This is a genomic window from Streptomyces cyaneus (assembly GCF_004028635.1).
GTDB lineage: Bacteria > Actinomycetota > Actinomycetes > Streptomycetales > Streptomycetaceae > Streptomyces > Streptomyces cyaneus.
Genome location: NZ_RQJW01000004.1, coordinates 586,113 through 598,377 on the forward strand (window position 1 = coordinate 586,113; position 12,265 = coordinate 598,377).

The 12,265-nt window shown below is 73.2% G+C and carries 10 protein-coding genes; 7 read left to right on the plus strand and 3 right to left on the minus strand.

The features are described 5' to 3' along the window. Positions 1 to 118 precede the first annotated feature (118 nt). The 4 genes from EHO50_RS17905 (at position 119) to EHO50_RS17920 (ending at position 3,674) form a co-directional block, all read left to right on the plus strand. On the plus strand, positions 119 to 718 hold the full coding sequence (locus tag EHO50_RS17905) for a PDZ domain-containing protein (RefSeq protein ID WP_128431133.1): 600 nt from the start codon (positions 119 to 121) through the stop codon (positions 716 to 718). A 72-nt stretch (positions 719 to 790) separates the two neighbouring features. Then, positions 791 to 1,423, plus strand: coding sequence for a LysE family translocator (locus EHO50_RS17910; protein WP_128431134.1), 633 nt, complete (start codon positions 791 to 793; stop codon positions 1,421 to 1,423). A 108-nt stretch (positions 1,424 to 1,531) separates the two neighbouring features. Next, positions 1,532 to 2,659 (plus strand): aminopeptidase P family protein, encoded by a 1,128-nt coding sequence (locus EHO50_RS17915; protein WP_128431135.1) that lies wholly within the window; start codon positions 1,532 to 1,534, stop codon positions 2,657 to 2,659. Positions 2,660 to 2,720: 61 nt separating this feature from the next. Further along, positions 2,721 to 3,674: an aminoglycoside phosphotransferase family protein gene (locus EHO50_RS17920; RefSeq protein WP_128431136.1), complete on the plus strand. Its 954-nt coding sequence runs from the start codon at positions 2,721 to 2,723 to the stop codon at positions 3,672 to 3,674. An 82-nt stretch (positions 3,675 to 3,756) separates the two neighbouring features. Here the strand turns inward: EHO50_RS17920 and treZ are convergent, their stop codons facing one another. Beyond that, positions 3,757 to 5,502, minus strand: a complete 1,746-nt coding sequence (treZ, locus tag EHO50_RS17925; protein WP_128431137.1) for a malto-oligosyltrehalose trehalohydrolase — start codon at positions 5,500 to 5,502, stop codon at positions 3,757 to 3,759. A 185-nt stretch (positions 5,503 to 5,687) separates the two neighbouring features. On the opposite strand from treZ, the gene EHO50_RS17930 reads away from it, so the two are divergent. The 3 genes from EHO50_RS17930 to EHO50_RS17940 all read left to right on the plus strand — a co-directional run bounded on the left by EHO50_RS17930 (position 5,688) and on the right by EHO50_RS17940 (position 8,158). Then, a complete protein-coding gene (locus EHO50_RS17930; RefSeq protein WP_128431138.1) occupies positions 5,688 to 6,239 on the plus strand; it encodes an FHA domain-containing protein in 552 nt (183 codons plus the stop codon). A gap of 138 nt (positions 6,240 to 6,377) precedes the next feature. Beyond that, positions 6,378 to 7,748, plus strand: a complete 1,371-nt coding sequence (locus tag EHO50_RS17935; RefSeq protein ID WP_128431139.1) for a M14 family zinc carboxypeptidase — start codon at positions 6,378 to 6,380, stop codon at positions 7,746 to 7,748. Then, the gene (locus tag EHO50_RS17940; RefSeq protein WP_128431140.1) at positions 7,745 to 8,158 is read left to right on the plus strand and encodes an SSI family serine proteinase inhibitor; all 414 of its coding nucleotides are present in this window, start codon (positions 7,745 to 7,747) and stop codon (positions 8,156 to 8,158) included. The genes EHO50_RS17935 and EHO50_RS17940 overlap by 4 nt, the downstream gene beginning before the upstream one ends. Before the next feature lie 64 nt (positions 8,159 to 8,222). Here EHO50_RS17940 and EHO50_RS17945 read toward each other — a convergent pair whose 3' ends face one another. Together EHO50_RS17945 and treY are read right to left on the minus strand one after the other, a co-directional pair. Beyond that, complete coding sequence (locus tag EHO50_RS17945) at positions 8,223 to 9,473, minus strand: M14 family zinc carboxypeptidase (protein ID WP_128431290.1); 1,251 nt, start codon at positions 9,471 to 9,473, stop codon at positions 8,223 to 8,225. Positions 9,474 to 9,887: 414 nt separating this feature from the next. Further along, the gene (gene treY / locus EHO50_RS17950; protein WP_246101213.1) at positions 9,888 to 12,227 is read right to left on the minus strand and encodes a malto-oligosyltrehalose synthase; all 2,340 of its coding nucleotides are present in this window, start codon (positions 12,225 to 12,227) and stop codon (positions 9,888 to 9,890) included. Between the last annotated feature and the right edge of the window lie 38 nt (positions 12,228 to 12,265).

Here is a 12,265-nt window from a genome sequence, read left to right on the forward strand (position 1 = left end):
GCACGTTTTGCGCGGCGTGACGCCTATGGCTTCCCGTTCTTGACCACTGGTCAGTCTCACTCGATCGTGGCTCGTTGTGCGCCGGTGTGCAGGGTAGGCACCAGCCGGAGGCGATCCGATGGAACAGACTGCGTTGCGACCCAAGCCCATGCCAGGTCAGGGGGCCGGCGACGGTGCCAAGTCCGACTCCGGCGCACGGCGCCCGCACGCAGCGCCCCGCCGATGCGGCCGACGGCTCACGACCCTCCTGGTCGCCCTGCTCGTCGGGACGGTCCTGGTCCTGTCCGGGGTCGGACTCGGCACGCTGGGGGCCACGGTGATCGGCATGAGCAAGCTCGCCGAGCTGCAGCGGCAGGCGGGCCAGGGCGCCCCGGGAAGCCCGGCCCCCTCGGCGGACCCCGGAGTCTCGGCCCCATCGGCCCCGACGCCGACCTCCTCGCCGCTCCCTGCCGCCGTCGCGACCCTCGGCGTGGAGGTCGTGGACGCCGAGAAGGTGGGCGCCCAGGTCGTCGGCGTCCACGTGCCCGGCCCGGGATACACGGCCGGCCTGATCCGGGGAGATGTGGTCCTCGCGTTCGACCAGACCCGCGTCGACTCGGCCGCCGACCTCGCGCGAGCCGTCGCCGGAGCCCGCCCGGGCAGCGACGTCACCTTGACGGTGCGCCATCGCAGCGGCGGCTACCAGCAGCTGACGGTGGTCCCGGGCGTCGTCACCTGACCACCCCGCATCCCGTGGCGGAGTATGTGAAAACCACTGGTCACCTTCCGCCGACAGGGCCACGATGACCCCATGCCGACCACCCTCCTCGCCTTCCTGGGGGCGTGCACCCTCGTCGCCGCCTCGCCCGGCCCCAGCACCGTGCTGATCATCAAGCAGTCGCTGCACAGCAGACGCTCCGGGTTCCTGACCGTGCTCGGCAACGAGACCGGCGTCTTCATCTGGGGCGTGGTCGCCGCCTTCGGCCTGACCGCGCTGCTGACGGCCTCCGAGATCGCGTACGACGTGATGCGGATCGTCGGCGCGGTCGTGCTCGTCGGCTTCGGCATCCAGGCGCTACGCCAGGCGCGCCGCGCAAAGGGGACCCCGGAGGAGGACTCAGAGGACGCATGGGCGGGCACGCAGAAGAGCGGCTGGGCCTCCTACCGCGGCGGTCTGCTGCTCAACCTCGCCAACCCCAAGGCGGCCGTCTTCGCGATGTCCTTCCTCCCGCAGTTCGTGCCGGAGGGCGCCCCGCACCTGCCGGCCATGGTCGGCCTCGCCGCACTCTGGGCGGTCTACGAAGTCGGCTACTACGGCCTGTACGTGTGGTTCGTCGGCCGGATGAAGTCAGTGCTGTCCCGCGCGGGTGTGCGCCGGCGCCTGGAGCAGGTATCGGGAGGCGTGCTGCTGCTCCTGGGTGTCCGTATGGCGCTGGACGGCTGACGCCATGCCCGACGAGCCGCACGAAAGCCCCGCCGACCGGCTCGCGCCGCCCCGTGCGTCCGGGCAGGATGCTGACCGTAGTCCTTTCACGCGCCCAGGGAGGCCCGGATGACCGGCACCGCACCCGCGCCCTTCACCGCCGACGACTACCGGGCCCGTAGAGACCGTGCCGCGCGGGCGGCGGCGGACGCCGGTCTGGCCGGCCTCCTGGTGGCACCCGGCCCGGACCTGGTGTGGCTCACCGGCTACGCGCCCACCGCGGAGACCGAGCGCCTCACCCTGCTGGTCCTCGTCCCCGGCCAGGACCCCGTCCTCGTCGTCCCCGCCCTGGAGGCCCCGGACGCCGCGAAGGCCGTCGGCGTGCCCGGTCTGGCCCTGCGCGACTGGACCGACGGCAAGGACCCTTACGCCGCCACCGCCGCCCTCCTCGACGCGAGCGGCCGGTTCGGCATCAGCGACAACGCCTGGGCGCTGCATCTGCTGGCCCTGCAGAAAGCGCTGCCCGGCACCTCCTACGCCTCCCTCACCGACGCCCTGCCGATGCTGCGGGCCGTCAAGGACACCGCCGAGCTGGAGCTGTTGGCGGCCGCGGGTGCGGCCGCAGACGCAACGTTCGAGGAGATCCGGAAGGTTCCCTTCGGCGGCCGCCGCGAGTCCGAGGTCGCCGCCGACCTCGCCCACCTGCTGCGCCGCTTCGGACACTCCCAGGTCGACTTCACCATCGTCGCCTCCGGCCCGAACGGCGCCAACCCGCACCACGAGGTGGGCGACCGCGTGATCGAACGCGGCGACATGGTCGTCCTCGACTTCGGCGGCCTGAAGGACGGCTACGGCTCCGACACCTCCCGCACGGTCCACGTCGGCGAACCCACCGACGAGGAGCGCCGGGTGCACGACCTGGTGCGCCAGGCCCAGGAGGCGGGCTACCGCGCCGTACGGCCCGGCGTCGCCTGTCAGGAGGTCGACCGGGCCGCCCGCGCGGTCATCGCGGACGCCGGGTACGGCGAGTACTTCATCCACCGCACCGGGCACGGCATCGGCGTCACCACGCACGAGCCGCCGTACATGATCGAGGGTGAGGAGCAGCCCCTGGTGCCCGGTATGTGCTTCTCCGTGGAGCCCGGCGTCTATCTGCCCGGACGCTTCGGGGTGCGCATCGAGGACATCGTGACGGTCACCGAGGACGGCGGCCGGCGCCTCAACGACACGACCCGCGAGATGGTCATAGTGGACTGACCCGGTGACCGATCCCGGCGCAAGGAGCCCCCGTAGACCCCCGAGCGACAACGGCGCGACCATGACCCAGGCACCGACACCCACCGCGGACACCGTCCGCCGACTGGTCCGTTCCCTGCTCAAGGACGGCGTGGACGACTCGGCCGGACCCGAGGTCCGGCCCGCCGCCGCGGGCGCCGAACCCGCCACTTGGTGGGTCGGCACCCGCCATGTCCTGCGCCTCGCCCCCGACCGCGAGGCCGCTGCCCGCCAGCGCCGCGAGCTGCGCCTGCGCGACCTCGTCCGCCCGCACGTCCCGGTCGCGGTGCCGACGAGCGTCGCGTACGGGGAGTGGGCGCCCGGGCTGACCTACACCCTGGACACCAAGGTGCCCGGCGGGGCCGGCGGGCAGCACGAGGTGTCCGCCCTCGGGGAGGCCGACTTGGCCGGGCTGCTCACGGGGCTGCGCGAGGTCCCGGTCCGGCAGGCCGAGACGCTGGGGGTGCCGCGCGCTGCGCCGCGCTCGCTGGAGGCCCTGCGCCGCGCCGCCGAGCGTGCCGCCGGGCGCCTCGCCGACGCCGACGAGTTCGACGCCGCCCGTCTGCGCCAGCTCACCCAGCCGGCCGCCGTGCAGCTCGCGGCCCAGCCCGGCACCGCGGTCCTCGTCCACCACGCCCTCACCGGCGACCACCTCGTCGTCAGCGCCGACGGCCGGGTGCGCGGCGTCCTCGGCTGGGCCGACACCGTGCTCGGCGACCCCGCCGAGGACATCGCCGGCCTCGCCCTGGCCGTCGGCTCCCCGGCCGCCGTCCGCGCCGCCACCCTCGCCGGCTACGGCGCCCGCCCCTGCCTGCGCGGCCTCTGGCTCGCCCGCTGCGACGCGCTCGTCCGCCTCGCGGACCGCCTCGACGGCAAGGGCGACACGCCGCTCCCGCTGCTGAGGGTGCAGCTGCGGCACGCGTGGGAGGCGATCCTCCTGGAGCGCGTGACGGAGTTCAGGGAGGACGAGACGGAGGAGGCGGACGAGGAGCTGTAGACGCGGATACGGACACGGCGCCGCATACGCGGACTCTCCCGCCCCCGGCCGCCCGCTCACCCCAGCAACAGCGTCAGGCCGCTCACCCCTGCAACAGCACCACGCCCGACTCCCCGGGCACATGCAGCACCCCGTCCGCGCCCGGCGCCTGCACGGGCACCCACGCGGCAAGTACGGCCGCCTGGCGGGGCCCCAGGGGGATCGCCGCCGGATTCTTGGCGAGGTTGACGGCCACGCGTACGTCGCCGCGCCGGAAGGCGAGCCAGCGCTCCTGCTCGTCGTAGGCCACCTTGGTGTCCGCGAGGTCGGGATCCGTGAGGTCGGGCTGCTCGTGGCGCAGGGCGATGAGACGGCGGTACCAGGCCAGCACGCGCGCGTGGTGCTCGCCTTCGAGCTCGGACCAGTCGAGGCACGAGCGGTCCCGCGTCGACGGGTCCTGCGGGTCGGGCACGTCCTCCTCGGCCCAGCCGTGCTCCGCGAACTCTCGCCGCCTGCCGCGCCGTACGGCTTCGGCGAGCTCCGGATCGGTGTGGTCGGTGAAGAACTGCCAGGGCGTGCCCGCGGCCCACTCCTCGCCCATGAACAGCATCGGCGTGAACGGCGCGGTCAGTGTCAGCGTGGCCGCGCAGGCCAGCAGGCCGGGGGAGAGACAGGCCGCGAGACGGTCGCCCTGGGCCCGATTGCCCACCTGGTCATGGGTCTGGCTGTAGCCGAGGAGACGGTGCGCCGCGACGCGCGTACGGTCCAGGGGGCGCCCGTGGCGCCGGCCCCGGAAGCTCGAGTACGTCCCGTCGTGGAAGTAGCCGCCGGTGAGGGTCTTGGCGAGGCCTGCCATGGGGGCGCGGGCGAAGTCGGCGTAGTAGCCCTGGGACTCGCCGGTCAGCGCGGCGTGCAGGGTGTGGTGGAAGTCGTCGTTCCACTGCGCGTGCAGACCGACGCCGCCCTCCTCGCGCGCGGTGATGAGCCGAGGGTCGTTGAGGTCGGACTCGGCGATCAGATACAGCGGCCGGTCGAGGTCGGCGGCCAGGCCGTCGACCGCTGTCGACAGCTCCTCGAGGAAGTGGCACGCGCGCGTGTCCTTGAGCGCGTGCACCGCGTCCAGGCGCAGCCCGTCGATCCGGTAGTCCCGCAGCCAGGCCAGCGAGCTCTCCAGGAGATACGCGCGCACCTCGTCCGAGCCGGGCGCGTCCAGGTTGACGGCGGAACCCCAGGGGGTGTGGTGCTTGTCCGTGAGGTAGGGCCCGAAGGCAGGCAGGTAGTTACCGGACGGGCCGAAGTGGTTGTGCACGACGTCGAGGACCACGCCCAGGCCCACTTCGTGCGCCCGGTCGACGAAGCGTTTCAGCGCCTCGGGCCCGCCGTACGGCTCGTGCACGGCCCAGAGGGAGACGCCCTCGTATCCCCAGCCGTTTCGCCCCGGGAAGGGGCACAGTGGCATCAACTCGATGTGCGTGACGCCCAGTTCGACGAGGTGTCCGAGCCGATCGGCGGCCGCGTCCAGCGTGCCCTCGCGCGTGTACGTGCCCACGTGCAGCTCGTACAGCACCGCGCCGGGCAGTGGCCTGCCCGCCCACTCGGTACGCCACTCGTACCGCCCGTGGTCGACGATCGCGCTGAGCCCGTCAGGGCCGTCCGGCTGCCGGCGCGAGCGCGGATCGGGCAGCACGGGGCCGTCGTCGAGCGCGAAGCCGTACCGCGTGCCGTCCCGCGCCTCCGCCTCCCCCCACCACCATCCCGCGCGATCGGGATCGCGCTCCAACGCGCGCGTGGCGCCCTCGCAATGCAGCGTCACACGGTCGGCCTGCGGTGCCCACACCTCGAACTGCACGGACGGTTCCCCTTCGTCTGCTCACCGTGATGTAGCCCGTCCATGGTGCTTCAAACTAGATCAATCCGCTTTTGAATCTTCCCTTTTGTGGCAGGTGTCGTGGCCGGTGCCGTCGATCACGCGTGTGTGGCGGCCGTTTCCCCGTTTTCTGGACACCGTGGGTCCACTGACCGACAATCAGCTCCGTGACGTCGTCTTTCGAGTTCAATACCTACCCCGCGCGGCTCTCCGACGCGGAGCGCGACAAGGCGCTGAAGGTGCTCCGTGACGGCGTCGCCATGGGCCGGCTGTCGCACGACACGTTCGTACGGCGCATGGAACTGGCCCTTGCCGCCCGCCGCGCGGACGAGCTCGCCGTACTCACCGCCGACCTGCCCGTCGAGAGCCGCATGTCGCGTCTGGTGTTCGGCTCGGTCGAGGCGATCTCCGGCTTCACCGTGCGGCTGCGCAGGGCATGGCAGGCCGAGCGGCTGCCCAAGCTGCTGCTGCCCCACCCCGCGACCGGTCATCCGCTGCGCATCGGTCGCGACCCCGCCAACGGGCTGCGGCTGACCCACGAGACGGTGTCCCGCGTGCACGCCGAACTGAGCCATCAGGCCGGCATATGGGTGCTGCGTGACCTCGGCTCCACCAACGGAACCACGGTGAACGGCCGACGGGTCATCGGTGCCGTCGTGGTCCGCGAGGGCGACCAGGTCGGCTTCGGCCGGATGTCGTTCCGCCTCGCCGCGAACTGAGCCGAACCTTAGCTCTGGCCCCGGCATTACTTGAAGCGTTGACTCAAGTCCCTTTGCCCTCTGTGGTGTTGACGTAGTCGTCAACTCGTGACTGACTGTGCGTACACCGTGCACACCAGGTGAATCGACGGCACCGCATTGTGGAGGTGTGCCCTGCCGCCACTCCTCCGCTACCCGACCGTCGACGAGCTGGGCGCCCGGGCGGCCGCGCTCGTCGCCCGCCGCCCCCGTGACGCACGGCTGCGCCGGGTGGGGACGTCCCGCGCGGGCACGCCCCTGTTGCTGCTGTCCGTAGGCCACGGCAACCGCCAGGCCCTCATCGTGGCCGGCCCGCACGCCAACGAACCGGTGGGCGGCGCCACCGTGCTGCGGCTGGCCGAACGGGTGCTCGCCGACCCCCGCCTGCACGAGGGCGCCGACGCCACCTGGAACCTGCTGCTGTGCCTGGATCCCGACGGTCTGCGCCGCAACGAGGGCTGGCTGCACGGCCCGTACGCCCTCGGCGGCTACTTCCGGAACTTCTTCCGGCCCGGATTCCTGGAGCAGCCCGAATGGCTGCCCGACGGTGCCGACGCCGCCACACTGCCCGAGACCCGCACCCTGCTCGACCTCCAGGACGAACTGCGGCCCTTCCTCCAGTGCTCCCTGCACGGCGTCGACGTCGGCGGCGGCTTCGTCGAGCTGACCCACGACCTGCCCGGCCTCGCCCAGCGCGTCGCGCACACCGCCGCCCGCCTCGGCATCCCACGCGAGCTCGGCCCCTACGACACCCTGTACTGGCCGGCACTGGGACCCGCCGTCTACCGGATCCCAAGGCCCCGCCGGGGCGATCTGGCCGCCGCCATCACCGAGGCGGCCGTCGAGTCGACGTGGTTCCATCCGCACCGGCACGGCACCGTCACGGCGGTCGTCGAGGCCCCCATGTGGGGCGTGGCCGCCGTGGAGGACGGTGCCCCGCACGCCGATGAGGAAACGGTCCTGCGGATGGTGAGTCACACCCTGCGCCACGACACCCGCGTCCTGAATCGGCTGCTGGAGCGCCTGCGGCCGCACCTTCCCGCCGGACCGGAGACGGCCCGGCTGCTCGCCCCGGTCGACGACTATTTACTGGTCTGCCCCGGGCTCGCCGACACCTGGGACCCCGACGTCGAGGACGTCGGCGGCGCACGCCCGCTTCCGCCGCTCAGCACCGCCCATCTGGCCGCCCTGCGCATCGCCGGGCGGCGCCTGGCCCTGCGCACGGCCGGACTGCTGCACCAGCTCGTGACCGGCGCCGGGCGTGACCCGGCCCGGGTGCTGCCGGAACTGGAGCGGCTCCTCGACGAGTGGTGCGACGACTACCGCGACGGCTGCGGGGCGCGTTGGATACCTGTCGCGCGCCAGGTGGAGTACCAGTCGCGGGTGGTGCTCGCCGCGTTCGAACTGGCCGGGCGGTACGCGCCCGCGTGCTCCCGTTCGGGTGAGTCGGGCTGGAATGCCGGGGCAGCCGTGCCGATGCATCGGGAATGACGCAACGCATCACAGCCGTACGAGGCGCTCTGCTCACGGCAGCCGCCGCCCTCGCCCTCGGCGCCGCCGCGCCCCAGGCGACGGCTCAGGACTCCGACCCCGGCAACTGGCTCTTCGTCACGGTCACCCGTGGTGACGCCCCCCACAGCGAGGCGCCCGGCCGGCTGCTGCTGTGCGATCCGCCGCAGGGCCACGGCAAGGCGGCCGAGGCCTGCGAACAGCTCGACAGGGTGGGCGGCGACATCGGCCGACTCCAGCGGAAGGACGCCTTCTGCCCGATGATCTACGCGCCGGTGACCGCCCACGCGCGCGGAGAGTGGAACGGGCGCCCGGTCGAGTACCGGGAGACGTTCTCGAACGGTTGCGGGCTGTCGGCGCGCACGGGCGCGGTGTTCGCTGTGGACGGCTGACGCCGTACCGGACGGTGCTGCACGCGCGTGTGCCGCGTCCCGGCCGCGGATGCCGCGGCGTGGCTCACGCCGCTCGGTCACGTGCGTGCAGCGCTGCCGCGACGACCGTCCGGGACTGGTGCTCGACCTGGTGCTCCAAGGGCACCCAGCGGGCGCGGAAGCGTTCGGCGAAGGCGTCGCTCCAGGTCGCCACGAGGCGTTCGAGCGGCGGTGCCGCGCGGTCGCCGGTCTCCTGCAGGACACGCAGCAGCATGGCCGCCGCCCGCAGCGGCAGCCGCCGCCCGAAGGCGTCCACGCTCCCGACGTACGCCATGGTGTCGTCGGCGGGCGGCGTGTGCATCCAGTCGGCGGCCAGCCCCGGCACCAGCTCCAGCGACCACTTCGCGGCTCGCAAAAGGGGCCCGTCGACGCCGTCCAGGCGGGGGAGCGCCTCGCCAAGGACCCGCTCCACCTGCAGCGCGTCCCGCAGCAGCCGGGCCGCCAGCCGTCGCATCGCCCTGGCCGGGGCCGGATGCGGCGCCGGGTCGTCCACCAGGTCGCTGGCCCACATCGGCACCTCGACGACCGCGGTCAGGCCGCCGTAGCGGTGCACGTGATACCAGGTGCTGCTGCGCGCGTCGTCCGGCATGCTCGGATACGCCGCGCCCGCGCCCGGCGCCGGCATCACGTGCACCCCGGGCCCGGCCGCGGGCCAGCCCGCCGCGTCCGAGGCGCCGGTCTCCACCGGGATGTGCAGCTGGGCCGCCGACTTCGCGAACGGCTCGGCGAGCCCGGGGACGTCCTTCGTCAACTGCACCCAGCTGCCGCCCAGATCGGTGCCGTGCAGGGTCACCTGGAGGTAGGGGCGCAGTTCGTCGATGACCCGGGTCAGCACGCGCGTCTCGGGCGGCAGCCGGTGGGGCGGCAACGCGGCCGGTGCCCACTCCGGCTGCTCCGGGGCCGCGGGCCGGAAGAAGCCGCGGTGGTACTCGAACAGGCTGCGGGGCGCCGGAGTGACATGCAGACTCGCCCCGTCGGGATCCGCGCACAGCAGGAAGTGCCAGGAGATGTCGTCCCGCAACTCCCGCTCGTGCATGACCCGTTCGGCGACCGCGAGAAGGGTGGAACTCCCCGTCGGTTCGTTGGAGTGCGCACCCGCGACCACCAGTACGGCGCGTCGGGCGTGACCGATGGACAGCAGATGTAGGGGTCTACCCGCGCGGGAGGCCCCCACCTGTCTGAGTACGCACAGGTCGGGCCGGTGAGCGGCCAACGCTCGGGCGGACAGGATCAGTTCGGTCAGCGTGGGGTAACGCAGCTCCGGCAGGAGACTCACCCCCGTCACGTCCGCCCTGCTTCGCAATCCGCAGTACCCCATGGTCTGGTTTATGTGTCAAGGAGTTCACGGGGGAGGCTCCAGGGGGCGCCCAGTTGCATTTGCCCCCAGCAGGTACGCGGCGACCGGCGTCAGCGGGAGTGCCAGGGCCGTCCTGCCCGGGTGGCCGGCCCGGTTTCAACCCGTTCACGCCACTTCCGGCCGCCCATGCGGCTGTCGGCAGCCTCGGCGCGACGAGGGCGTCGACGCTCGTCACCATGCGCCGGCCGTCGTGCCCGAGCCCCGGGAGTGTGCGCGGGCCCGAGCCGGTCGCCGACAGGACACCACGGCGCGCGAGGCAGCCCTACGCGCCCGAGCACGCGCTCCATGGGAACGCCGTACGGCAGCACGGCAGCACGGCCGCTCGGGCCCCGCTCACGGCGACTCCTCCACGCCGACCCGCTCCAGCAACGCCACCGGCAGCCGCCCGAACAGCTCCTCAACGCGCGTGTGCCCGCTGAACTCCCGCTCCGGAGCCAGCACGTCGGCCCACCGCCCCGGCGGCAGCGGCAGCAGCGTGTCACGCCAGCCGCCCGAGCGCGCCAGCCGCAGCGACAGCCGGGTCACGGCGGTGACCACCTCGCCGGAGCGCACGAAGGCCACACAGTGCGCGGCTGACGGCCCCTCGGCGGCCAAGGGCGCGTACGACGCCGAGTCACCGAACACATCGGGGCGACGCCTGCGCAGCCGTAGCGCTGCCGCCGTCACCGCGCCCTTCTCGCCGGGATCCTCGTGCGGGAAGCGCACAGCCCGCCGGTTGTCCGGGTCGACCAGCGCCCGGTACTCGCCCTCGGTGCCCTGGTAGACATCGGGGACGCCCGGCATCGTCAGCTGGGCCAGGGCCGTGCCCAGCATGTTGGCCCGGATGTGCGGCTCCAGGGCGCCCCGGAATGCGGCCACGCGCGCGTACGGCCCCCCACACGGCCCCGCCGCGACGAACTCCGCTACCGCCTCCTCGTACGGCGGCTCCTGCTCCGTCCAGCTCGTGAACAGTCCCGCCTCCCGCACATGCTTCAACAGGGCGCCCTGCACGCGGTCCACGGCCGCCTCGCCCAGCCCGAACACCGTCTGCCAGGCCGCCCATGCCAGTTGCGCGTCGGGGACGCCCTCGCCGTCGCGTGTCACCTCGGTCAGGACGTCCGCCCAGCGCTCCGGGCACTCGGTGAGCACGGCCAGTGCGGCCCGTACATCGCCACTGCGCTTGGTGTCGTGCGTCGACACGGCCGTCCCGGTCACGGGCCAGTCGCGCTGCACGCGCGCGCAGTAGGCGTGGAACTCCTCGGGCGAGACGGCAGGGCTCCCCGGATTCCCGCCCACCTCGGTCGCCGACAGCAGCGGCACATACCGGTAGAACGCCGTGTCCTCCACGGACTTGGCCCGCAGCGCCGACGCGGTCTGCGCGAACCGCGTCCGGAACTCCACGTGCTCCGGCCCGTCCCCGGCCCGCCCGAGCACCAGCTCGCGCACGACATCGACCGCGCCGGCCTCCTCGGGCACGACGAAGGCGAGCCGGGCCTCGGCAGCGGCCTCCTCGGTGACCACACGGGCCGCGTCACCGGAGGCGTACGGCCGGTAGACCTCCAGCCGGACGAGGAGTTCCTGCAGCGCGGTGCGCAGCGCCCAGGGCGCACGGTCGCGCAGCGCGGGCTCCGGGGACGTGGCACACACGCGGTGCGCCACCCTCGTCAGCCGGTCGATCTCGGTGGCCAGCTCGTGCGTGAGGACCTTGTACGCCGCCCGCCGCACCGTCGCCTCCCAGTCACCGCCCCGGTCCGTCTGCGGGGCCGCGAACCGCCGGTACTGGCCGAGGAGTTCCCCGAACCCCGCCGGGTCGGTGAACAGGCCGTCGACCTGCCGCAGGGCGTCGTAGCCAGTGGTGCCTGCGACGGGCCAGGAGGCGGGCAGGTGCTCCCCGTCCGACAGGATCTTCTCCACGACCGTCCAGCGCCCGCCGGTCGCCTCGTGGAGGCGCCGGAGATAACCGTCGGGGTCGGCGAGGCCGTCGGGATGGTCGATGCGCAGCCCGTCGATCACGCCCTCGTGCAGGAGCTGGAGGATCTTGGCGTGCGTGGCCTCGAACACCTCCGGGTCCTCGACCCGCAGCCCGATCAGCTCCGAGATGCTGAAGAACCGCCTGTAGTTGAGCTCGGTACGGGCCAGCCGCCACCACACCGGCCGGTACCACTGGGCGTCCAGGAGCTGCGGCAGCGGCAGCTCCTCGGTGCCCTCGCGCAGCGGGAACACATGGTCGTAGTACCGCAGGACGTCGCCGTCCACCTCCATACGCCCGAGCTCCTCGCCCAGCGGGTGCCCCAGCACCGGCAGCAGCACCTGGCCGCCCTGCGCCTCCCAGTCGATGTCGAACCACCTCGCGTACGGCGACTTGGGGCCCTCGCGCAGCACCTCCCACAGGGCGCGGTTGTGCCGCGGGGCCATGGCCATGTGGTTCGGCACGATGTCCACGACCAGGCCCAGGCCGTGCTCGCGCGCGGTACGCGCCAGCGCGCGCAGCTCCTCCTCGCCGCCCAGTTCCTCGCGCACGCGCGCGTGGTCCACGACGTCGTAGCCGTGCCCCGACCCCGGGACCGCCTCCAGGACGGGGGACAGGTGCAGGTGCGAGACGCCGAGCGAGGCCAGATACGGCACGGCCGCCGCCGCGGCCCCGAACGGGAACTCTGGCTGTAGCTGCAGCCGGTAGGTTGCGGTCGGCACCATCGGGTCAGGTCGCTCAGGTGTCATGGAAAGCTACGTAC